This is a genomic window from Flectobacillus longus (assembly GCF_030056705.1).
Lineage (GTDB): Bacteria > Bacteroidota > Bacteroidia > Cytophagales > Spirosomataceae > Flectobacillus > Flectobacillus longus.
In genome coordinates this window covers 1-23,493 of record NZ_JASHIC010000035.1, presented here as the reverse complement: position 1 = coordinate 23,493, position 23,493 = coordinate 1, and the positions used below count along the sequence as shown (strand labels likewise).

Annotated in this window: 16 protein-coding genes; 12 read left to right on the top strand and 4 right to left on the bottom strand. The window is 37.4% G+C overall.

Going from position 1 to position 23,493, the window contains the following annotated elements:
* Nucleotides 1–26 precede the first annotated feature (26 nt).
* Genes hutU through hutH form a run of 3 tightly spaced genes read right to left on the bottom strand, consistent with a single transcriptional unit; the run spans nucleotide 27 to nucleotide 4,890 of the window.
* Complete coding sequence (gene hutU / locus QM491_RS22335) at nucleotides 27–2,033, bottom strand: urocanate hydratase (RefSeq protein WP_283329749.1); 2,007 nt, start codon at nucleotides 2,031–2,033, stop codon at nucleotides 27–29.
* Between the two features lie 39 nt (nucleotides 2,034–2,072).
* A complete protein-coding gene (gene hutI / locus QM491_RS22330) occupies nucleotides 2,073–3,317 on the bottom strand; it encodes an imidazolonepropionase (RefSeq protein WP_283329748.1) in 1,245 nt (414 codons plus the stop codon).
* A gap of 4 nt (nucleotides 3,318–3,321) precedes the next feature.
* Complete coding sequence (hutH, locus tag QM491_RS22325) at nucleotides 3,322–4,890, bottom strand: histidine ammonia-lyase (RefSeq protein WP_283329747.1); 1,569 nt, start codon at nucleotides 4,888–4,890, stop codon at nucleotides 3,322–3,324.
* A 75-nt stretch (nucleotides 4,891–4,965) separates the two neighbouring features.
* On the opposite strand from hutH, the gene QM491_RS22320 reads away from it, so the two are divergent.
* From QM491_RS22320 to QM491_RS22300, 5 genes are all read left to right on the top strand, one after another.
* A complete protein-coding gene (locus QM491_RS22320) occupies nucleotides 4,966–5,868 on the top strand; it encodes a LysR family transcriptional regulator (RefSeq protein WP_283329746.1) in 903 nt (300 codons plus the stop codon).
* A gap of 319 nt (nucleotides 5,869–6,187) precedes the next feature.
* Complete coding sequence (locus QM491_RS22315) at nucleotides 6,188–7,708, top strand: SulP family inorganic anion transporter (RefSeq protein ID WP_283329745.1); 1,521 nt, start codon at nucleotides 6,188–6,190, stop codon at nucleotides 7,706–7,708.
* A 254-nt stretch (nucleotides 7,709–7,962) separates the two neighbouring features.
* Complete coding sequence (locus QM491_RS22310) at nucleotides 7,963–9,612, top strand: glycoside hydrolase family 28 protein (RefSeq protein ID WP_283329744.1); 1,650 nt, start codon at nucleotides 7,963–7,965, stop codon at nucleotides 9,610–9,612.
* 72 nt (nucleotides 9,613–9,684) lie between these two features.
* A complete protein-coding gene (locus QM491_RS22305; RefSeq protein ID WP_095163821.1) occupies nucleotides 9,685–9,876 on the top strand; it encodes a cold-shock protein in 192 nt (63 codons plus the stop codon).
* A gap of 271 nt (nucleotides 9,877–10,147) precedes the next feature.
* On the top strand, nucleotides 10,148–10,312 hold the full coding sequence (locus QM491_RS22300) for a hypothetical protein (protein WP_283329743.1): 165 nt from the start codon (nucleotides 10,148–10,150) through the stop codon (nucleotides 10,310–10,312).
* A 141-nt stretch (nucleotides 10,313–10,453) separates the two neighbouring features.
* Here the strand turns inward: QM491_RS22300 and QM491_RS22295 are convergent, their stop codons facing one another.
* Complete coding sequence (locus QM491_RS22295) at nucleotides 10,454–10,906, bottom strand: cold shock domain-containing protein (RefSeq protein ID WP_283329742.1); 453 nt, start codon at nucleotides 10,904–10,906, stop codon at nucleotides 10,454–10,456.
* Between the two features lie 368 nt (nucleotides 10,907–11,274).
* Here QM491_RS22295 and QM491_RS22290 point away from each other — a divergent pair, with 368 nt between their 5' ends.
* The 7 genes from QM491_RS22290 to QM491_RS22260 all read left to right on the top strand — a co-directional run bounded on the left by QM491_RS22290 (nucleotide 11,275) and on the right by QM491_RS22260 (nucleotide 23,319).
* On the top strand, nucleotides 11,275–12,741 hold the full coding sequence (locus tag QM491_RS22290; RefSeq protein ID WP_283329741.1) for a Gfo/Idh/MocA family protein: 1,467 nt from the start codon (nucleotides 11,275–11,277) through the stop codon (nucleotides 12,739–12,741).
* 620 nt (nucleotides 12,742–13,361) lie between these two features.
* Nucleotides 13,362–13,925, top strand: a complete 564-nt coding sequence (locus QM491_RS22285) for an RNA polymerase sigma factor (RefSeq protein WP_283329740.1) — start codon at nucleotides 13,362–13,364, stop codon at nucleotides 13,923–13,925.
* A gap of 178 nt (nucleotides 13,926–14,103) precedes the next feature.
* Entirely contained in the window at nucleotides 14,104–15,207 is a 1,104-nt protein-coding gene (locus QM491_RS22280) for a FecR family protein (protein ID WP_283329739.1), read from the top strand.
* A 191-nt stretch (nucleotides 15,208–15,398) separates the two neighbouring features.
* Nucleotides 15,399–18,791, top strand: coding sequence for a TonB-dependent receptor (locus tag QM491_RS22275; protein WP_283329738.1), 3,393 nt, complete (start codon nucleotides 15,399–15,401; stop codon nucleotides 18,789–18,791).
* 84 nt (nucleotides 18,792–18,875) lie between these two features.
* Complete coding sequence (locus QM491_RS22270; RefSeq protein ID WP_283329737.1) at nucleotides 18,876–20,369, top strand: RagB/SusD family nutrient uptake outer membrane protein; 1,494 nt, start codon at nucleotides 18,876–18,878, stop codon at nucleotides 20,367–20,369.
* Between the two features lie 249 nt (nucleotides 20,370–20,618).
* Nucleotides 20,619–22,256: an alpha-L-rhamnosidase-related protein gene (locus QM491_RS22265; protein ID WP_283329736.1), complete on the top strand. Its 1,638-nt coding sequence runs from the start codon at nucleotides 20,619–20,621 to the stop codon at nucleotides 22,254–22,256.
* 31 nt (nucleotides 22,257–22,287) lie between these two features.
* A complete protein-coding gene (locus QM491_RS22260) occupies nucleotides 22,288–23,319 on the top strand; it encodes an L-rhamnose/proton symporter RhaT (protein ID WP_283329735.1) in 1,032 nt (343 codons plus the stop codon).
* Nucleotides 23,320–23,493 lie beyond the last annotated feature (174 nt).

Genomic DNA, 23,493 nt, shown 5'->3' with positions numbered 1-23,493 from the left:
AAAAAATGGTAGGAAATGTCAAGTCGCTACTCGAAAAGGTGATTGATTACCTCATCATCTACCAAATTGGCTCTTGTTACTTTGAGTGAAGAAGTACGAGCAAGCTCTGTTTCAAGGGCTTGCATGGCTTCTTTATTGCGTGCCCATGCTCTGCGAGCAATACCATTATTAACATCGAAGAATAGCATCTTTCGTAGATTTTCAGCAGACTTTTCTGAGCCATCCAACAGCATTCCAAAACCTCCATTGATAACTTCGCCCCAACCAACGCCACCACCGTTGTGAATAGAAACCCAAGTAGCACCCCGAAAGCTGTCTCCAATCACATTATGAATCGCCATATCTGCTGTAAATCTACTACCATCATAAATATTGCTGGTCTCTCTGTAGGGCGAATCGGTTCCACTTACATCATGATGGTCGCGACCTAATACCACTGGTGCGCTCAGAATACCATCTTTTACAGCTTGGTTAAATGCTTGGGCAATAGAGATTCGACCTATGGCATCGGCATACAAAATTCTGGCTTGCGAGCCGACCACTAATTTGTTTTTGGCAGCTTCAGTAATCCATTTGATATTATCATCCATTTGTTGGGTGATTTCTTCAGGAGCTTCTTTACGCAACTGGGTCAATACTTGTAGCGCAATCTGGTCTGTTGTTAGTAAATCTTCTTCTTTTCCAGAGGTACATACCCATCTGAAAGGACCAAAGCCATAATCAAAGCACATGGGGCCTAAAATGTCTTGTACATAGGAAGGATATTTAAAACTAATATCATCTGTTGCCCAAATGTCAGCTTCAGCTCGACTACTTTCTAACAAAAAAGCATTACCATAATCAAAGAAATAGGTTCCTCGCTCTGTGTGTTTATTAATAGCTTTTACGTGTCTAACAAGTGACTCTTTTACTTTTTTAACAAAAATATCAGGACTTTCAGCAATCATTTTGTTTGCTGCTTCAAATGATAATCCTGCTGGATAATAACCGCCCGACCAAGGATTGTGTAAAGAAGTTTGGTCAGAACCGAGGGTAATAAAAATATCGTTTTCGTAGAAAGATTCCCATACTTCTACAATATTTCCAACATAGGCAATGGATACAACTTCTTGTTGTTCAATGGCTTGTTTGGTACGAGATAGGAGGGAGGGCATATTGTCGATGAGTTCATCTACCCAACCTTGTTGATGTCTTTTATGGGCTGCAACTGCATTTACCTCAGCACAAACAGTAATGCACCCCGCAATATTGCCAGCCTTGGGTTGTGCGCCACTCATACCGCCTAAACCTGAAGTTACAAAAACTTTTCCTCGGGGATGTTCCCCTTTGGGAAGTGTTTTACGAAACGCATTCATGACCGTAATCGTTGTGCCGTGAACAATTCCCTGCGGACCGATATACATATACGAACCAGCGGTCATTTGCCCATATTGCGTTACACCCAAGGCATTAAACCTTTCCCAATCGTCAGGTTTTGAGTAATTGGGAATCATCATGCCATTGGTTACTACAACTCTAGGGGCATTTTGAGATGAAGGGAAAAGACCCATTGGGTGCCCGCTGTAAATATGTAGGGTTTGTTCGTCGGTCATGGTGGACAGATACTGCATGGTCAGTAAATATTGCGCCCAGTTTTGAAAAACAGCCCCATTGCCACCATAAGTAATAAGCTCATGCGGATGTTGTGCTACCGCAGGGTTGAGATTATTTTGAATCATCAACATGATAGCCGCTGCTTGCTGAGATTGAGCAGGATATTCTTCTATCGGACGAGCATACATGGAATATTGAGGACGAAATCGATACATATAAATTCGTCCATAGCTACGTAATTCTTCCAAAAATTCTGTGGCTAGTTCGATATGCCAATCTTTCGGAAAATAACGAAGTGCATTGCGAATAGCCAGTTTTTCTTCCTCCTTTGTCAAAATACTTTTACGCTTAGGCGCATGACTCACTGAAGGGTCATAAACTGCCTTGGGAGGTAATGTAGATGGAATACCTTGAAGAATATGTCTTTGAAAATCAGTCATTTGAAAAAGTATTTTATTAGTATATCAGAAAAAACTACTTTATTTATTGAAAATTCTTTGACCATTTTTCCATACCTCAGAAGGCTGTAAACGCCCTTGTTGGTAGATAATTTGTTGATAGTGATTGGTTTGATACAAGACAAAATCAGCGAGATACCCTTTTTGTAATCTACCTCTATCCGCCAATCCTAATGCTTTGGCTGCACGAAAAGTAATTCCTGCCAAAATTTCAGCATTGCTAAGTTTTTGCATCGTTGCGAAAATACTTGCCGAAGTTATTAGCTGCCCCATTGGTGCCGAACCAGGATTCCAGTCTGTCGCAATGGCTAGCGACGCACCTGCGTCAAGTAGTTTTCTAGCAGGGGTAAAATCACAGCCTAATCCCAACGACGCTGCGGGCAATGCAACTGCTACGACATTGGAGTTGGCAAGGTTTTGTATTTCAATGTATCCTGAGGCTTCAAGATGGTCGGCTGACAATGCTCCTAGGTTGATGGCAACTTGCGAACCAGAGGTTGTAAACTGGTCGGCATGAATGGTTATGTCAAAACCAAGTGCTTGGGCTTTTTGTAAATAGGGTAAAATCTCTTGAGCCGAAAAGGCGCTTTTTTCTACAAAAGCATCTATTCTATGACAAAGATTTTCAGCTTGTAAAATGGGAAACAACTCGTGAGCGATTTTCTGTAAATACTGCTCAGAAGTACCATCAAAATCTTTAGGCTTAATGTGTGCCGACAAACAAGTAGCTATCAGATCGACACTAGAATGTTGATGGGCTTTTTGAATAGCCCGTAGCGTTTTGAGTTCTTCTTCGATACTTAATCCATAACCACTTTTTACCTCGATGGTGGTAATTCCTTGTTGTAATAGCTGGTACGCTCTTTCAAGAATTAATTCTTCTTGTTCTTCTTGCGAACAAGCACGTGTATGCTGAACGGTACTCCAAATACCACCTCCCGATTCGGCAATTTCTAAATAAGAACGACCTGCATTGCGCATGGCAAAATCATTGGCTCGATTTCCTCCAAAAGCAATATGTGTATGACAGTCGATATAAGACGGTAAGCAAATGCTATTTTCATCAATATCAACTCTTTGAATATCTGGAGAAAGCATTTGATTTAATACACCCCAATTACCTACTTCTTCAATCAAACCATTTTTTATATACAAACCTCCGTTATCTAGTATTTCCAAATCATCATCCCTCAACGCTCCTTTGATCGGGAGGTTTTGCAAAGTCAATAATTGCTTGAAAGATCCTATTAAAAAAGTATTATCCATTTGCTTAGAAGTTTTCAAAATGTTCAACCCCTGTACCCCAAAACTCGATTTGCTGTTTTTGTGCGGTTTGTTTTGCCACTTCAACCAAAACGCCTGATTTTATCAATACTAAAGCCTTGTCTAAAAGCTCCTGCATAGGTTGGTCTTCTTCAATATGTGGAATGGACTGGCGAATATGCCCATGAATAGCTTCGATGATAGGGGTGGAAGTCAGAGGCGTATGAAAATCTTTGGCTTGTGCTGCACAGAGTAACTCTATACCTATGATTTTATCGACGTTGTCAATAACTTGCAAAAGTTTTCTACCAGAAATAGAGCCCATACTCACATGGTCTTCTTGTCCCATCGATGTAGGAATACTATCTGCACTGGCAGGGAAACACAGACTTTTATTTTCGCTTGCCAACGCAGCGGTTGTATATTGCAAAATCATAAAACCCGAATTGAGCCCTGTATCTTTCATCAATAGTCTAGGTACGCCATTGGTTGCGCCCTCCAGAGATAGATATACGCGTCGATCAGAGACATTTCCTAATTCAGAACTTGCTAGCGTAGCGTAGTCCATTGGCATAGCAATAGGTTGACCATGAAAATTGCCCCCACTGATGGTCAGTTCATCATTAATGACAATAGGATTATCAGTTACCGAATTAATCTCTATTTCAATAACTTCCTTGAGATGCAACCACGCATTTCGTGATGCGCCATGAATTTGCGGAATACAGCGCAAAGAATAAGGGTCTTGTACACGAGAGCAATGGGCATGCGAAGCCACAATAGAAGAGCCTTGGAGGAGATTATAGACCGTACTGGCTACAAAAATATTTCCTTTGTAAGGTCGTAATTGATGAATTTCTTGGAAAAAAGGTTTCATCGAACCGTTTAGACCTTCCACCATAAGCGTTGCAATCAAATCGGCGTTATCCATCAAGCGATTCATTTCAACAACTGCTTTTATACCATGAGCTGCCATAAATTGAGTGCCATTAATCAGCGCTAAACCCTCCTTGGCATGCAGTGTTATTCGTTCTATTCCAAATTGTTGAAGGACAGACGCTGTATCTTGAATTTTTCCGTTAAAAAATACTTTTCCCAGACCAATTAAAGGCAAAAACAAGTGTGATAAAGGCGCCAAATCACCCGAAGCTCCGACAGACCCTTGTTTGGGTACGACAGGAATTACGTCGTTTTCGATATGCCAAATAATCCGCTCAATGGTGCTAAGTTGTACTCCTGAAAAGCCTTTACTTAGGGCATGAACTTTTAAAATCAGCATCAATTTGGACAAGGATTCTTCGATGGGCTCGCCAACGCCTACAGCATGACTTTTTAAGATATTTTCTTGTAACTGACATGTATCTTTGGGATTGATAATTGTGGTACATAAGGAGCCAAACCCTGTGTTGATTCCGTAAACAACCTTTCCTGATTCGACAATAGTTGCCACATAATCAGCGCTTTGAATGATTCGTTCTTTTGTAGAATCATTCAAAATACCCTTTACTTTACCTTGGGCAATATGTAATGCGGTGGAGCTCTTCAAAAAATCGTCTCCGTAGTGAAAATGTTCCATAGATTTTAGTCTTTCACAAATGTATATTCTATCTTTAATAATTAGAAATACCAATTTTGTCAATAATTGATAACTATGAATTATCAAATAGAACTTCGTCATCTTCTTTATTTTAAGATATTAGCAGAGGAATTACATTTTCGGAAAGCCGCTGAACGACTGTGTATTTCACAGCCAGGACTTACTCGACAAATCAAGCAAATGGAAGAAATCTATCACGCCACTTTGTTTGAAAGAGGCAAGCGATTTGTAGAATTAACACCCGCTGGAGCGTATCTGAAACAAGAAGTAGATTTGCTTTTTACACAAATAGATAATATTCAATCGCAGGTTGAAAAAATTGCAGAGGGGAAAATAACTTCTTTAAAACTTGGTTTTATCGGTTCGGCTGTACAAACAATATTGCCACAATTATTGGTTGAACTAAAGCACAAGCAACCTTTGATAGATATTACACTCAACGAGCTGAGTAATGAAATACAAATAGAAATGCTACAGCGAAAAGAACTTGATTTTGGCTTTGTTCGCATCGGCGAATCACATGAGCATATCAATTCCTTAGCGATTTCGAAGGAGCATTTTTCGCTAGTTGTTCCCAAAAATCACCCACTCAAAAGTAAGGTACCCATTGATTTAATGGATTTCAAAAATGAGTCATTTATTCTTTTTTCTAGGCAATACAGCACTTCCTACTATGACTTAGTGATGAGTATTTTCAAGGACTATGATTTTATTCCAAATGTAACATTAAGAACCGTCAATGCGCTGAGTATCTTTAATTTAGTATCTGAAGGATTAGGTGTAGCAATTGTACCATCATCACTAAAAAAAGGATATAATCTCAATGTTGAATTTTTAGATTTAATTAATATTCCTCAGCGCACGACATTATCGTTAGTCTGGAACAAGGATAATCGAAACCCGGGGATTCCACTCTTATTGGAAGTAATAAAAAGGATGTTACAGCCAGTGGAATAACATTAGAAGTTTTATCAAGTATATAATTATCTATTGTTTTGTCATGTATATGACAAAAATATTCTCATGAATAAATTGTATTATTCAAATAAAGGTACAAACATATTATGTGTATGTTTGTACCTTTACGCTATGATTGAGAAAAAAATCAAATATCTAATTCAACTTACTCCGCCTTGAGTCATCCCTTGACCAAATTTTCTTATTTTGATATATTCTACTGTACACCTTCAGGGATTTATATTGATCTAAACTTTTCTAAACAGCTTTTATTAAACACATCATCTATTCTTCGGTGGTGAAAGACTATTCTCTAACAATGACACGATTATTTAATTTTAAACAAAAGATAGACTACAAAACTGAGATTCTGGCTGGTTTGACAGTTGCCATGACTATGATTCCAGAATCGCTTTCATTCGCTATCTTGGCCAAACTTCCGCCTTTGGTTGGTTTGTATGGTGCTTTTATTATGGGTATTGTTACTTCTATTTTTGGAGGTAGACCTGGCCTTATTTCTGGAGGAGCTGGCGCAACAGTCGTTGTCTTGATTGCCTTAATGAACTCTCACGGGCTTGATTATGTATTTGCTGCTATTATCTTGGGGGGAGTTTTTCAATTACTTGTTGGAATATTTCGTTTAGGAAAATTTATTCGACTTGTTCCCCAACCCGTTATGTTTGGATTTGTGAATGGTTTGGCAGTTATTATTTTCATGGCTCAGTTAGAGCAATTCAAAATAGTCATTGACGGGCATTTGGTATGGCTAACAGGTTCTGAACTTTATACAATGGTAGGTTTGGTTGCTTTAACCATTATCATTGTACTAGGATTTCCTCGTCTTACCAAGGCTGTTCCTTCGTCCTTAGTAGCTATTATTACTGTGGGCTTTATTGTATTTTTCTTTCATATAGATACCAAAACGGTAAAAGATATTGCCTCAGTAAGTGGCGGATTACCTCCTTTTCATATTCCTCAAGTTCCGTTTACGTATGAAACACTACAAATCATTTTTCCCTATGGTTTGGTTATGGGTGGCGTCGGTCTGACAGAGGGTTTATTAACTCTAAACGTTGTAGATGAAATCACCGAAACTAAAGGCGATGGTAATCGGGAGTCATTGGCACAAGGCGCTGCAAATATTCTCAACGGCTTTTTCTTTGGTATGGGAGGCTGTCCTATGATTGCTCAAACATTAGTGAATATTTCTGCAGGAGCGCGTGCACGACTTTCAGGTATTGTAGCATCTTTTACTATTTTATCTATCATTCTTTTTGCATCACCTATTATCGAAGCTCTACCAATGGCAGCATTAACTGGTGTTATGATGATGGTAGCAATTGGTACATTTGAATGGATGAGTTTAAAAATCATCAACAAAATGCCCAAAGCAGATATCGTTGTAGGAATATTAGTGGCACTTATTACTATTTGGCTTCACAATTTGGCATTAGCAGTGCTTATTGGCGTAATTATCTCGGCTTTGGTATTTGCTTGGGAAAGCGCCAAGCGTATTCGTGCTCGTAAGTATATAGACAATAATGGCGTAAAACACTATGAGATTTACGGTCCATTATTTTTTGGCTCGACTGCTGCTTTTATGGAAAAGTTTGATATTCAAAACGATCCACAAGAAATCATTATTGATTTTAAGGAAAGTCGTATATCGGATATGAGTGCTATAGATGCCGTAAATAAATTGACTGAAAGATATCTGAAATTAAATAAGATTGTTCGCCTGCGTCATTTGAGTGCAGATTGTCGTCAACTACTTCATAATGCCAATAATGTGATAGATGTAAATATCATCGAAGACCCTACTTACTCTGTAATGGAATAGGTATAATTTTGAAGAATAACTCATATCCGAATCTATAAAACTGGCAACGTTGCCGGTAACGATTGCACTAAAAAAGACAGTTTTTTATTTGTTAAGTTCAATATAGAAGCCCAATTTCGAAATACAAAAGCATTGATTTTACTTCAATTGCCTTTAAACCCTTTTCATTTGAGGATTCTCTGGAGTAATTTTTAAGAAGAAATTTTTCTAATACACTCCAGATTGAACTATGACATTTAATAATTAGACGGTTTATGAAAACTTATTTTCTTTGTTGGATCACAGTTTTAGTTGTAATTACTCCACTAACTAGTTTGGCACAAAAAACTCAAGCATATAATTGGGACAATTTGCCAAAAATTACTCAACCAAATTTCAAAAAGGATACCCTCAATATTCAGAAATTAGGTGGCAAGCCAGATGGGGTTACACTCAATACACAAATTATCAATGATGCTATTAATTCTATCAGCCAAAAAGGAGGCGGTGTCGTGCTTATACCTAAAGGCATCTGGCTGACAGGACCAATAGAGTTGAAAAGTAATGTAAATTTACATATTCAGAAGGCAGCTATTGTGCTTTTTACAGGTGATAAAAGCCAGTATGCTTTACTAGAAGGTTCTTATGAAGGGAAAAAAGCTGCTCGTAATCAATCGCCTATTTCAGCAACAGGAGTTGAAAATGTTGCTATAACAGGCAAAGGAATTATTGATGGGAACGGTGACGTATGGCGTGCTGTAAATAAAGCACAGCTGACCGAAGGACAATGGAAGGAGAAGCTTGCGTCTGGCGGAGTCGTAAGAGCCGACGGTAAAGCTTGGTATCCAAGCGAACAATTTTTGAAAGCTAGTGTTGAAGGTAAAAGTATGTTGCTTACAGAGGGCAAAAAACCTTCTGATTTTGCAGATATGAAGGATTTTCTTCGTCCTAACTTATTGGTTTTGACACAGTGTAAGAAAGTTTTAATAGAAGGAGTCACGTTTCAAAACTCTCCGGCATGGTGTTTACATCCTTTAATGACTGAAAATCTAACAATTAGGAATGTGGTAGTCAAAAATCCAGAATATGCTCAAAATGGCGATGGAATGGATATTGAATCATGTAAAAATTTCTTGATTGAAGGCTGTACATTAGACGTAGGAGACGATGCTATTTGTATTAAATCAGGAAAAGATGAAGAAGGTCGTAAACGTGGTATGCCAACCGAAAATGGTATCATTCGTAACAATGTCGTATATAATGGTCATGGTGGATTTGTCATTGGAAGTGAAATGAGTGGTGGTGCACGTAATATTTTTATTTATGATTGTACGTTTATGGGTACCGACAAAGGTCTTCGTTTTAAATCCGTGCGTGGCCGTGGCGGAATTGTAGAAAATATTTATGCTAAAAATATTTATATGAAAGATATTGCTCAAGAGGCTATTTTCTTTGATATGTACTACTTTGTGAAATTTGCCACTGATTCGCCAAGAGATGAGCGCCCGATTGTAAATGAAGGAACACCTATTTTCAGGAATATGAAATTTGAGAATATTGTTTGTCATGGTGCTAAAAAAGGCATCTTTGTTCGTGGCTTACCCGAAATGCCAATTCAGAATATTGCTATCGAAAATGCAACGCTTCAAGCAGAAGAAGGGGCTATATTGATAGATGCAAGTGGGATTTCATGTAAAAATGTGGCTTTACTTTCTGAAAAAACAGAGCCTATTATTTCGTTAGAAAATAGCCAAAAAATCACTTTCGATAATATAAAGGTAAGCAAAGGAGCCAAACGTTTTTTTACAATTAGTGGAGCACGTACACAAAACATCTCTGTATTAAAGACAAAATTAGATCAAGCTAGTGAAAAGATAGACTGGAAAGATGGCGCAATAGAGTCTGTTCTATCTATAATACCATAATCTTGTAAATTTTAACGAAAACAATTTGCAAATGCCAACATTTGTTCCGTTCTTTGTGAAAAATTAAAACAAATGCAAACAGGAACAGTAAAATTTTTCAATGAGTCAAAAGGTTTTGGCTTCATTTCTCCAGAAAATGGTGGAGAAGACATTTTTGTCCACATTTCAGGATTAGTAGATTCAGTTCGTCAAGATGACAAAGTTCTTTTTGATGTAGCACAAGGAAAAAGAGGATTAAACGCCGTTAATGTAAAGTTGGCTTAATATATAAGATATAACTGATCATTTCTTTTAAGCATGCCTTTCGAGGTGTGCTTTTTTTTGTAGTACATTATCATCTAATAAGATGATTCTCAATAAATTTGTTTCGTAACATATTACTATTAACTTTGATTTAATTAGTAAGCAATAATAATAGATGAATTTCTCTCTAAAGATATTTTATTTACACTGTCTCCCGACCGACTTCCCTTCTTATTTTGCTCCTCTAAGATTTTATTCATCATTTTTCAAGCTCAAATAAGAGCCATCTGCTATGATAAAAAAAGATAAGAAAGTAAAAGAGAAAAAAGATTTGAGTACATATATCACTTGTCTTATTCAAGATCCAGTGAAAGACTTTACCATTTCTTTTGATCGTACTCTTTTGGAGAAAAAAAGAGAAAAATATGGGGATAAACTGATTTTTAATCCTGCTTAAAAAATATTATTCTAGATGTTTGACTCACTGATTATGAATCAGCTTCCAATAGCATCTATAAGTAGCTTGAGAGAAGGTCAGACGGAAATGTATAGGAAAAGTCAAAGAGTGTTTACTATAAACACTCTTCATAGAATATGATTAGTTTGCCAATTTAGCAATTTGAACAGCTTTGGGACCTTTACTTGAAGGTTCAACCAAAAACTCAACTTGATCTTGCTCTTTTACTGGCTCTTTCAAATCATTTGCGTGAAAGAATATCTTTTTCTTAGATTTTGTATCAATGATAAAACCAAATCTCTTCTGAGTATTAAAAAACTCAACTATACCTTGGTGAGCAGTTTTATCTGCTTGACTTCTTTCGTATCTATCTGATTTTTTTCCCGAAGCGGCATTATCCTCACTTCCCGCAGGTTTTGGAGGCGTTGTTGTAAGATTACCATATTCATCAACATAAGCTAACATCTCTGAAAAATCTTTCCCTTTATTAGAGTTAGTTTTTCTGTCCTCTCTCTTGTCATCTTTTTCTTGACGTTTTTTACGTTTTTTGGATTCTCTGTCTTTTTTGTTTGCCGTTATTTGGGAACTGCTCATATTGAAGGGGTTAAAATGTGATGTCAATTAATATTGACTATATCTGAAGATAGAGAACCAGTGTTGCATAAGGGGTCATATTAAAATATTACATTCCAAAAGCGATTGTGTTACGTCTATCCAACAAAGATAAAGGAATAATATGGGATTATATCGTATTGAAAGTGAAACCTATTCTCTATTGAAAGAATAAATTCCCTTTTATAAATATAACACCCCCTTTTTAATTTAGCATATAATTAACTAGAATATTAGCTAATTATTATTTTTTTAAGAAAAATAATAATTAAAAAAAGTTGCTAAATCAGGATAAAAGGACATCTTAATTCGTTTATATTGGTACAATTTTAACTATCCTCAATTTTACTATGTCAGAAAACTTACAAAATTCAAGAAGGGATTTCCTTAAAAAGGGGGCTGTTGCCGCTGTGGGAAGTTTCTTCATTGTTCCTCGCCATGTATTAGGCAAGGGTTTTATTGCTCCTAGTGACAAACTAAATATTGCTGCTATCGGTGCTGGTGGCAAGGGTCAATCGGATATCATTAATGCCTATAACAATGGTGCTTCAAATGTAGTGGCACTTTGTGATGTAGATTGGTCAAGAGCAAAAACAGCAATCGAAAAATTTCCTAATGCCAAAAAGTTTAGAGATTTTAGAGTAATGTTAGACCAAATGAAGTCTGATATAGATGCTGTAACAATCTCTACTCCTGATCACTTTCATGCCTATGCTGCCATGGCGTGTATGCAAATGGGGAAGCACGTATATGTCCAAAAACCTTTGACACATAACATTGCTGAAGCTCGTATGTTGACCAAAGCAGCCCGTAAATACAAGGTTGTTACGCAAATGGGTAATCAAGGTTCCTCAAACCCACTTCAACAAGTGGCTGGCAAGTGGTTTGATGATGGTAAAATTGGTACTGTTCATACGGTAAATATTTGGACTAATCGCCCAGTTTGGCCACAAGGAATCCCTGTACCAACAGATAAGCCAGCATTGGTTGAATCAATGTCTCCAGCAGATTGGGATGTTTGGGTAGGTCCTGCACAATGGGTTGACTATCATCCACTTTACCATCCGTTCAAATGGAGAGGCTGGTGGAACTTTGGTACTGGTGCTTTAGGAGATATTGGTTGCCACACCATAGATTCAGCGTTCCGTATTTTGGGACTAAGTTATCCTACAGAAGTAGAGTGTAGTGTGGGGGCAGTATTTATCAAAGATTGGACTCCTGAGTATATTCCTGAAGGTTGCCCTCCGTCTTCACACGTAGAAATCAAATTTCCTGCTACTAAAAAAAATAAATCCGCAGTAAAAATGATTTGGATGGATGGCGGTATTCGCCCAATGCACCCAGATTTAATTCCTGCTAATACGCCAATTAGTGATGATGGTGGTGCTAATGGTATTATTTTGACAGGAACTAAAGGTATTATGACGATTGGTATGTATGGAAACAACCCTAAAATCTACTTGAATAGTGGTGAGGTTATAGATACACCTAAATTGTCTAACGAAATCAAATTGCCAGAATATGGACATCAAGTAAGTTGGACAAATGCTTGTAAAGCAGGCTTTGCAAGTAAAGAACATAAAGAATTATCATCGTCATTTGATTATTCTGGACCGCTTACTGAAACAGTGTTGATGGGTAATTTGGCCATTCGTAGCTATATGTTACGCAAGAAAAACGAAAAAGGTGGATTTGACTTCTATGGTCGCAATAAACTATTGTGGAATGGGGAAGATATGAAGATTACTAACTTCGACGATGCAAACCAATTTGTTGGTCGTACTTACCGTGAAGGTTGGAAAGTGGTAGACGCATAAAAACCCTCCATTTCAGGTACAAGTTTTTTATTTTATTTATAGGCTATTAGAGTGAGTAAACAAAGTATAAAAACTTGTACCAACTACAAAGTACCTTTTTCTTAATTTATCAAGAAAAAAGTTGCTTTTAGTTATTAGAATTTACCGCATTCTTTAATTCAAATCATATTCAAAGTTAATCTTACATTCTAAAGTAAAAACGCCTAATTTTCTGCTTCTTGTTTTCGACAAATCAACTTATCATTCCTACAGATGTATATGTTGATTATCCAGTGAATTAATAGCCTTTTATAAAAATATGAGAAAATCAATCATGACTATTGCATCTTAATTTTATGTTACACATGAAGTATTTGTTGTAGAATTATAAGAGGACAACTTTATGATAGACATTTAATATCTCCAATACAAAACTGTAGGCATCCCCTAACTTAGATTACGTTGAAAGGTAATTTTTAAAATTACGTATATCCAAAAAGGTTAATTAGATTTCCTAATCTAAAGCGCTGGTTATGCAAAGCATGAGTAAGTGATTTGTTGATTTGAAAAAACATTTTGTTTTATTCCAAGATAAATTTAGCTTATTTTGCATCACTTATTCAACCATTAACGATATACCTTTGTCTGTAGTAAAACAACATATTATCAATGAGGTAACATTGTGGGATTCCATCAAAAATGGAAATCATCAATCTTTCTCTGTATTTTACGACACTCACATTCAGGCATTAGATCGCTATGCGCAACGTATGACAAAGGATAATCAGCTTATTGCTGATGCCATTCAAGATGTATTTTTAGAGGTTTGGAAAAACCGCCAAACGCTTAACCAGCCAACTTCTTGGCGTTATTACTTATTGGCAATGGTACGCAATCGCATTATTAAATTGGCCAAAAATGAGACAGGAGTATATACCAATGAGGGCTGGGAAAATTACGAAGACGATACCGAAACCCCTGAAGAACTGCTCATTATTTCGGAATTATTAGAGTCACAAAAAAATAGATTACAACTTTATTTCGAACAATTACCCAATAACCAGCAGCAAGTGCTTACGCTTCGCTTCTTTGAGGAGCTTTCTTATCCTGAAATTGCTGATTTTTTACAAATTAGAGAACAATCAGTTCGTAATTTGATTCAAAGAGCTATTCAAAAACTTCGAGAGTTGATGAGAGTATTTTAAAAATACATTCCCAAATCATCTTTTTTGTACTTTTTATTTCTTCAAATGATAAAATTATTTATTGCTATAGTTACATGAAAATCAGACAGATATAGATTTTTATGCTTTTTTTTGAAAAAATTAGAAAAAAGTGAGTTAAAACAAAGAGTTCGTAACTCTTCCGAATAAATACCGAGTTATGCATTTACAAGAAGACATACATAAATTTCTTGAAGATGATATTTTTTTGGATTGGATAAAAAATCCTACACCCGAAAAGAATAGTTATTGGAAAGAATATTTTGAGAGGCATCCAGCAGCGCAAATAGCGGCGTTGCAAGCACGGAGGCTGATAGAGATGACATTGGCAAGTGATAGCGATAGACGTGATTTTCATGCTGAAATAAAAACTAGTTTATTTCAGACAATAAATCAGTTAGACCAAGAATCGATAGATGAGCCTGAAGAGCAAGATAATATTCGCCAGATTTGGCATTCAAATTGGTTGAAAGTTGCGGCGGTTGCTGCTATGCTAATTGGAGTTTTTTGGTTTTATCAAAAAATGAATGACATTGATAATGCCTACGCCACCAATGTAAAAGAGATGAAGAAAAAGGCATGGCAAGAAGTTGCCAATACCACAACTCAACCTTTATTGGTGGTATTGCCGGATCAAAGTACTGTTGTGTTGAGCCCTAAAAGTAAGATTAGTTATGCTACAGCATTTGAGGGCGAGCGTCGTGAGGTTGTGTTATCTGGAGAGGCTGCTTTTGAGATTGAGCCTAACCCTGCAAAGCCCTTTTTAGTTCATGCCAATGAATTGATTACAAAGGTATTAGGAACAAGTTTTGTTGTTAAAGCTTTTCCTTTAGATAAAAAAGTTATCGTAAAAGTTCGTTCAGGAAAAGTGGGTGTATGTACTAAATCAAGCCAAGAGGCCAAACAATTTAGCAAAGACAAACATTTGGAAGGCTTAGTGTTAGTCAAAAATGAATCTGCTGAGTTTAATCGTGAAGAATCAGTTTTACAAAAAATCGTTCCGCAGGTCGCAGCCAGCTATGACGAGGAAGCTATTTTCGAATTTGAGGATATGCCAGTTAGTAAAGCATTCGATTTAATTGAGAAAAACTATGAAATAGATATTGTTGTCGACAAAGAGCTTATCCAAAATTGTACTATTACTGCTTCTCTGGGAGGGCGTCATTTATTTGATAAACTCGATATTATCTGTCGGGTGATTCAAGCTCGTTATGAGATTATAGATGGTAAAATTATTGTCTATGCCCAAAAATGTAAACAGTAAACCTTTGCATATATGACTAGATTTCAAATAAAAACCTTCAACAATTATGAATAAAAAAAGTCGATGATATTCGCAGTATCATCGACTCCTATCAATCCCTTTACAAGTTTTTGCACACGAGTAGCACCTTTCGCAGAGGTGGTTGGGATTGTTTTGTCTCCATTTTTCAATTTAGAAAACTTTTCAAAAGTATGAAAAAAAATGTATTATCCAACAAAACACTTGTAAAAATCATGCAAGTAAGCTTTTTGCAATTCCTTCTGACGATAGTCTTTGTGGGGAATACCTTTGCTGGAGGGCTTAATGCACAGGCTATCTTAAAAAAGCGCCTTTCGCTACAAATGCAAAATAAGGCTGTGAAAGAGGTAATCGGTGAGATTAGACGTCAAACCAATGCAGACTTTGCCTTTAGCAAAGAAATTATCAATGCGGATCGTAAAGTGAGTATTTCGGTAAATAATAAGCCTTTGGGCGATGTGCTCAACGATATCCTAACGCCATTAGAGTTGAGCTATCAGGTTTCAGAAGAATTAATCATTATTACAAAAGGACAAAAAATTGTTCAAACATATCCTTTAAAAGGAAAAATTACCAGTACTAAAGGCGAGATACTCCCAGGTGCAAGTGTGTTGTTGAAGGGCACTACGCGCGGTGCTGTATCCAACGCTGAAGGCGAATTTGTGATGGACAATTTGGCTGAAGGTAATTACAAATTAATCGTTACCTATGTGGGATACACTTCTAAGGAGATAAATGTTAGTATTCCATATTCAGGAACTTTTACCATTACCCTTGCTGAAGAATTATCTGCTTTGGAAGAAGTAATTGTGGTAGGGTATGGTAGTCAAATCAAAAAAGAGTTAACTGGTTCTGTGGAGTCTGTTAACAGTAAAGAGCTTAAAGATATTCCCGTACCGCAAGTGACGCAAAAGCTTCAAGGTAAGTTGGCTGGTGTGCAAATCAATCAAACTACTGGTAAGCCTGGACAAGGTATGAGCATTCGTATTCGTGGTCAAGCCTCTATTTTGGCAGGGAGCGACCCCCTATATGTGGTTGATGGATTTCCAATTGTTGGCGACATTGCGAGTGTCAACCCAGATGAAATCGATAATATTTCAGTGCTAAAAGATGCCGCTTCGACATCCTTATATGGCTCACGTGCAGCCAATGGTGTTGTGTTGATTACAACCAAACAAGCCAAAAAGAATCAGACGACTATAAGCGTAAATGCTTTTACAGGTTGGCAGTCTGTTCCGGAAAAAGGTCGCCCACAATTGATGAATGCACAAGAGTTTGCGCAATTTCAAAAAGAATCTTATCAAGATAAAGGCTTGCCTGTACCTGCCAAGTTTCAAAACCCAGAACAATATGCTGGCAAATATACCGATTGGTATGGTGCTTTGTTACGTACAGCACCTATGCAAAGCTACAACCTAACTCTGACCTCAAGTAAAGACCGTTTGAGTACTTCGGTTGTGGCGGGTATTTTCAACCAAGACGGTGTAATGATTAATTCTAACTACAAGCGTTTTTCATTACGTATCAATACAGACTACGATTTGTCTGACAAAATTAAGGTTGGTTTTAACTTAGCTCCAAGCTATTCAATCAATAACACACCAAGTTCGGATGGAGCTTTTTATGCCACCAACCTCAACTCTGCGGTACCAGGAGGTTTGTTTAGCAATGCGATTTTGACTTGGCCACTTGCTTCATACCAAAATGCTGATGGTTCATTGCCTTTATCTGTGGATGGCGCTTTTCCAACGCCAAACTGGTATAGAGCAGCGCAGGAAATTACTAACGAAACAAAAACGTCTCGTTTATTGTCGAATGCTAAACTGCAATATGAACCAATCAAAGGTTTGATACTAAAAACTACAATGAATTTGGATTTGGGAAGTAGCGCTTTTGTCAACTTTAATCCTTCTACAGCCTCAACAGTGTTTGCGTCTTTGCCACCAGTAGCTGCTAGTGCAGTAAACCAAGATACAAAATATACCTCTTGGTTGAACGAAAACACTGCTACTTACAGCAAGAGCTTTGGCAATCATAGTATCGAAGCGTTGGTAGGTTATACCAGTCAAAAGTATCGTGCAGAAGTTTCACAAATTAGAGCAACTAATTTTCCCGATGACCGTATTCACTCGATTCAATCAGCCTTGAATATTGACCGTGTAAATACCTACAATGACATACAAGAATGGTCGTTAGTCTCGTATTTATCTCGTATAAATTATAGTTATAAAGGAAGATATTTGGCTACAGCAGCGATTCGCCGTGATGGTTCGTCACGGTTTGGTACTGATAACCGCTGGGGTAATTTTCCTTCTATTGGTTTGGGTTGGGTAGTTTCGGAAGAAAATTTTGCTAAAAATATTCAAGCCTTATCTTTTGCCAAAGTACGTGCTAGTTATGGCGTAATTGGTAATAATAACATCGGAAATTACACGCAGTATGCTTTGATTAACAATGCCGCAAATGCTGTTTTTGGCAATACTATTGCGAGTGGTTCAGCCGTTTCGAGTTTGGGTAATAGCCGTTTGGGTTGGGAAACTACCAAGCAAATCGACCTTGGTTTTGATATAGGCTTATTTAATGACCGTGTTACTTTGGCGTATGATTTTTATACAAAAAATACTACCAATTTATTATACAACGTAGCAGTGGCGCAAGAATCTGGCTTTACCAATTTCAATGATAACGTTGGCGAAATCAAGTTTTGGGGACATGAGTTTAGCGTAAATACCAAAAACATGGTTGGAGATTTTAAATGGAATACCAATTTCAATATTTCCTTCAACCGTAATAAAGTATTGGCTTTAGCAGATGGCGTTGAGCGCATTTATGGAGGTTTTGGTAACTACCAAACTATCACAAAAGTAGGTTTGCCATTAGGTCAATTTTATGGAATGATTCAAGAAGGTGTTTATAAAAATGCTGCTGACTTCAATAATTCTCCTAAAGCTACTGATTCTCAAATTGGTACAGTTAAATATAAAGATGTAAATGGTGACGGAAAAATCACTTACGGTGGCGATAATGATGACCGTACTGTAATCGGAAATCCATTTCCAACGGCACTTTTTGGTATTACCAATACATTCAATTATAAAAACTTCGACTTGTCGATTGTTGGTTCTGGTTCGTTTGGCAATGATTTGATGGTATTGACCGACCAAGGTGCTACCAACCTTGATGGAGTATTTAATGTGTTAAAAAATGTGGCAAATCGTTGGCGTTCAGAAGCAAACCCTGGAGATGGACTTTATGGAAAATCAACAGCTGCTACCTATATGGAACGTGACTGGGCTAGTACTCGCTTCATTAGTAACGGTACATATTTTACCATCAAAAACATCACATTAGGATACAACGTACCGACCAAGCATAAGCATTTTAAATCAGCACGTGTATATGCTTCAGTACAACAAGCTCTCGTGTTTACCAATTATCGTGGCGTAAACCCAGAAGCTAGTTCTTCAGCAAATGGTACAGGTGGTAGCACTTTGAGCCTTGGAATGGACTGGGGAACCTACCCTGTTCCTAGAACTTTCACAGTTGGTGTAAACATTGGATTTTAATCAAAGTCATTCGCTCAAAAGCTATCGAGATAGGGAAAAGAGAAAAAGAACTATAGCTTTTGAGTTTACAAACACGACAATCACATGAAAAAGACGCTTATTTCTATATTATCACTCGCTATATTGTTAAGTTCTTGTAGCGATAGTTTCTTGGATTTACCATCGGAAACCTCTTTGAGTACTACAACTTTTTACAAGACCGAATCAGATTTTCAGCAGGGAGTCAACGCTGCTTATGCGCCTTTACGAAGCGTATATAATGGTACGACAGGTGTCAATATCTCAGGCGCTTGGGCTATGGGCGAAATGCACTCAGACAATACTTACTATATTCATAATCCAGGATATCGTGCCTTGGTCGATGGCGAGGCAATTGCCAATTTTACGGTTCAGGCTTCAAATAGTATTTCTACTGCTAAATATGTATCAGATTATCAGGTAATTGCTAGAGCTAACCAAGTGCTAGCACCTATTGATGGTGTTACTTTTGGAACTAGCTCTAAGAATAATATTAAAGGACAAGCATTTTTCTTGCGTGCATTAGCTTACTTCGATTTGGTTCAGTATTACGGAAAAGTACCTTTGCACCTCAATCCAGTAACTGATCGTAATGGCGCAGCATTACCACTCTCGGAAGTGGATGCTATCTACAATCAAATCATTCAAGATGCTACGCAAGCAGCGAGTTTATTGCCTGCCAAATCTGCGCAGGAAGCAGGTCGTGCTACTTCGGGAGCAGCCAAAACTCTATTAGCTAATGTATATGCCGTTCAGAAAAAATGGTCTCAAGCAGAAACACTTCTAAAAGAAATCATTGATTCAGGTGAATATGCTCTTTTGAGTGACTATGCTTCTGTTTTTTCGGTTTCTAATAAAAACAATAAAGAGTCCGTTTTTGAAGTCCAATTTAAAGAAGGAACGGAAGGATATGCCAGTAGATTTTTCTATGATTTCTTACCGATGCCTATCTCTGCTGCTCAAATTACAGATATTACAGGCGCAGCTAATGCACAAGCTCGTACAGAAGAGGGGATGAATATTCCAACCCCTGACATTATGGGAGCTTACGAAACGGGAGACAAACGTAAAGCGGCTTCGGTGGCTACAGTTACGATTGATGGCGTAACCTATCCATACATCAAAAAGCTGTTACAGCCTCATGCTCAATTCAATATCACAGGGACTAACTGGCCTGTGTACCGCTATGCTGAGGTAATTTTGTTGTATGCAGAAGCACTAAATGAGAACGGAAAATCGGGGCATGCAGTCACTTATTTGAACCAAGTTCGTAACCGTGCAGGTTTGAGTAACACTTTAGCTAGTTCACAAACTGATTTGCGTAATGCCATTCTTGCTGAACGTCGTGTGGAATTGGCATTTGAAAATAAACGTTGGCTAGATTTAGTAAGAACAGGCAATGCTGAGAAAATACTATTAGAAAAAGGCGTTAAAATCAAAGCAAATCCTGCCGCATATTATTATCCTGCGGGTGCAGCACCTGCGCCAGCAGCGTTTACCAAAATTGATTTAACGTTCCCTCTTCCTGCTAGTGAATCATTGTTGAGTCCTTATTTTTAAGGAGTATTTGAGTTAAAGTTGAATTTATTTTTTAAGAATTTTCTTGAAAATACGATTTTATATTATGATAAATAAGTAAACGGGCGGGGCTTTGCTCTGCTCGTTTTTTCTAAAGTAAAATACCTCAAAATTACTTGGCAGTTAATATTTCAAAGTCACGATTTATAACGTACAATACTGCATTGACCCTTATCGCCGTCACAGCTTCTTTTACTGAATACAACTTAAGATTTTAAATTGAATTTTATCATGAAAAAACTCCTTCTTTTTATCGCTATTTTCTTTTATCATTTGATGGGATTTGCGCAAAAAGTAGATTTCTATCAAAAAGAAAGAGCACAATGGCTCAAAATTGCCGAACAGACTACCCCCAAACTTGTTGAAACCATCAAAAAGCCTCTAAGCATAGTTCGTCTTGAAAAAAATGAAAAGAAATTTCAACATTGGGATACCAAACCTCAAACAGAAGCCAAAAATCTTTTTAAAGATTCGTTCAAAAAACAAGCTGGTGTGATACTCGATTTTGGAGAACACCTCACGGGATTTGTTACTTTCAGTGTAGAGGACTTTGGGCGTGCAGCCGACGCTCCGATTCGACTAAAGTTCACATTTGGGGAAGTTCCTGCCGAAGTAGCAGAGCCTTTTGATCCATTCAAAGGCGGTTTGAGTAGAGCTTGGCTACAAGATGAAATTATAACTATTTCGGAAGTTCCCAAGACTATCACTATTCCACGTAGAGTCGCATTCAGATACGTCAAAATCGAGCTATTGGGCAGTTCGGTATATTCTGATTTCAAGATTTCTGATTTATTTGTAAAAGCCACTACTTCGGTCAAGCAGTCGGCTGTTCCTTTGGCAAAAGGTACACCTGAAATGATTCAGAAAATCGACCAAATAGGACTAAATACATTGAAAGAATGTATGCAAACAGTATATGAAGATGGTCCCAAACGCGACCGTCGCCTTTGGATTGGCGATTTATATCTAGAATCATTAGCCAATATTTATTCTTTCAAAAACCATGAATTGACCAAACACTGTCTATATCTGTTGGCAGGATTAAGTTATGAAGATGGCGTAGCACCCTCAAACGTATTTGAGCGCCCCAAACCCCATCCTCAGATCAACCCTTTGTTTGACTATGCCTTAATTTACAATGTTGCCTTAAAAGAATATTTGCAAGCCACAGGCGACAAAAAAACGGCATTGGATTTATGGAAAGTAGCTAAAAAGCAAATCGAAATTCCCAAGAAATATTTGGGCGAAGATGGGATGTTAGACTATCAAAAAGCAGGAAAAGAATGGTGGTTGTTTTTTGACTGGAGAAATGGTTTAGACAAACAAGCGGCCTTGCAAGGCGTGGTCATTTGGGCATATAAAAATACGTATGAATTGGCTAAAATGCTAGGGAAAGAACAAGAGGTAAAGGAATTACCTGCTCTTATTCAAAAGATGACCGAAGCTACACACCGTACTTTGTATGACACTCAAAAAGGCGTATTTGTCAGTGGAAAAGACCAACAAATCTCCTATTGTTCACAAGCTTGGATGATTTTGAGTGGCGTTGCTTCGCAAACAGAAGGGAAAAAAGCCTTAGAAAACGTCATAGCTCATACCGATGCCGTAAAACCTGGAGCACCTTACTTGTACCATTATGTAATTGAGGCTATGATTCAGGTAGGTTTGAAAGAAGAAGCCAAAGGGTTGCTTATAAACTATTGGGGAGATATGGTCAACAAAGGCGCTGATACTTTTTGGGAAGTTTATGACCCTCAAGACGATTTTTTGTCTCCATACAACGCATATTTGATTAATAGCTATTGTCATGCGTGGAGCTGTACGCCTGTGTACTTTATCAGAAAATACCCCGATATTTTTCAACATTAGTTAGCCTACTTTTGATACAATACGATTGATTATGGATACACTTCTTGGCATTATTTTGCACTTCGGTGGGGGCTTCGCTGCTGGAAGCTATTATTTGCCATTTACCAAACTTAGAGGAAAAGCATGGGAAGACGCATGGATTTTCTACGGGTTTTGTACATGGATAATATTGCCAATAGTAGCAACAATGCTGACAGTACCTTCATTGATAGGTATTTTCCAAAGAATACCTATCTCATTAATTATCAAAGTACTAGCTTCTGGTATGATATGGGGAGTGGGAGCATTAAATTTTGGTCTGGCACTTCGACACTTAGGTATGGCTCTAGGTACAGTCCTTGCTTTAGGGGTTTGTGTTCTTACAACCAACTTCCTATTTCCTTCCATTCTTGAGCACCAAATAATTGGATTTTGTCGATTATTTGAAAATACCACAGCGCTTATCAGACTTGTAGGCATCATCTTAGCAATGCTAGGGCTGTCGATATATGGTTATATGGGTGTCAATAAAGCATGGGCGTTCTATTCAAGAACTTCGTATTTCCCAACACCAGAGTTTTCTTTGAAAAAAGGCTTGATAAGTGCTCTGATTTTTGGATTTTTTATGCCTTTTATGTTGGTCGGAGTGGAACTTTCCAAGCCGATTTCGGATATGGCTTTGTTGGCACATTCCAATAAGTTTTTTGCTCACAATATTGGCTTTATGCTGCTATGTATGGGAGGGTTTATGACTAACTTTTGTTGGTATCTAGTCAAAAATAGAAAGTCTATCAAAAGAATCGTACCTATTGCAATAGACAGTAGATATGTGATTACTTATGGCTTGGCAGGTTTGTGTGGGTATCTTCAATTCTTTTTTTATGGTATGGGAGAAGTCTATTTACAGCACCTGTATCAGTCTTGGATGCTCAATCTTATTTTTATCATGCTTACTGTCAATTTTTGGTCGTATTTGCTAGGAGAATGGGTTTCTATTTCTCAATCTATCTTTTCATGGTATGTCATAGGTCTACTCATTACTCTCACAGCGGTTGTAATCTTGAGTACGGTATTGATGATTTAAGGAAATCTTATTGATTGATTACTCATTTACTTTTCATCAAACATGAGTCATCCCTAATTTAGTGATGAACTGTATTAAAAATCAAACTTTCAGGCAAATATTATTTTGTGAGCGCAATTTTATTTGCCTGAAAATCATTCTGAAACACAGTATTGTTTTTGACGATAGCGAAAG

Bases quoted from the DNA above. Each gene is read 5' to 3' on its own strand.
- hutU (WP_283329749.1), bottom strand. From the start codon at position 2,033: ATGACTGATTTTCAAAGACATATTCTTCAAGGTATTCCATCTACATTA.
- hutI (WP_283329748.1), bottom strand. From the start codon at position 3,317: ATGGATAATACTTTTTTAATAGGATCTTTCAAGCAATTATTGACTTTG.
- hutH (WP_283329747.1), bottom strand. From the start codon at position 4,890: ATGGAACATTTTCACTACGGAGACGATTTTTTGAAGAGCTCCACCGCA.
- QM491_RS22320 (WP_283329746.1), top strand. From the start codon at position 4,966: ATGAATTATCAAATAGAACTTCGTCATCTTCTTTATTTTAAGATATTA.
- QM491_RS22315 (WP_283329745.1), top strand. From the start codon at position 6,188: ATGACACGATTATTTAATTTTAAACAAAAGATAGACTACAAAACTGAG.
- QM491_RS22310 (WP_283329744.1), top strand. From the start codon at position 7,963: ATGAAAACTTATTTTCTTTGTTGGATCACAGTTTTAGTTGTAATTACT.
- QM491_RS22305 (WP_095163821.1), top strand. From the start codon at position 9,685: ATGCAAACAGGAACAGTAAAATTTTTCAATGAGTCAAAAGGTTTTGGC.
- QM491_RS22300 (WP_283329743.1), top strand. From the start codon at position 10,148: ATGATAAAAAAAGATAAGAAAGTAAAAGAGAAAAAAGATTTGAGTACA.
- QM491_RS22295 (WP_283329742.1), bottom strand. From the start codon at position 10,906: ATGAGCAGTTCCCAAATAACGGCAAACAAAAAAGACAGAGAATCCAAA.
- QM491_RS22290 (WP_283329741.1), top strand. From the start codon at position 11,275: ATGTCAGAAAACTTACAAAATTCAAGAAGGGATTTCCTTAAAAAGGGG.
- QM491_RS22280 (WP_283329739.1), top strand. From the start codon at position 14,104: ATGCATTTACAAGAAGACATACATAAATTTCTTGAAGATGATATTTTT.
- QM491_RS22275 (WP_283329738.1), top strand. From the start codon at position 15,399: ATGAAAAAAAATGTATTATCCAACAAAACACTTGTAAAAATCATGCAA.
- QM491_RS22270 (WP_283329737.1), top strand. From the start codon at position 18,876: ATGAAAAAGACGCTTATTTCTATATTATCACTCGCTATATTGTTAAGT.
- QM491_RS22265 (WP_283329736.1), top strand. From the start codon at position 20,619: ATGAAAAAACTCCTTCTTTTTATCGCTATTTTCTTTTATCATTTGATG.
- QM491_RS22260 (WP_283329735.1), top strand. From the start codon at position 22,288: ATGGATACACTTCTTGGCATTATTTTGCACTTCGGTGGGGGCTTCGCT.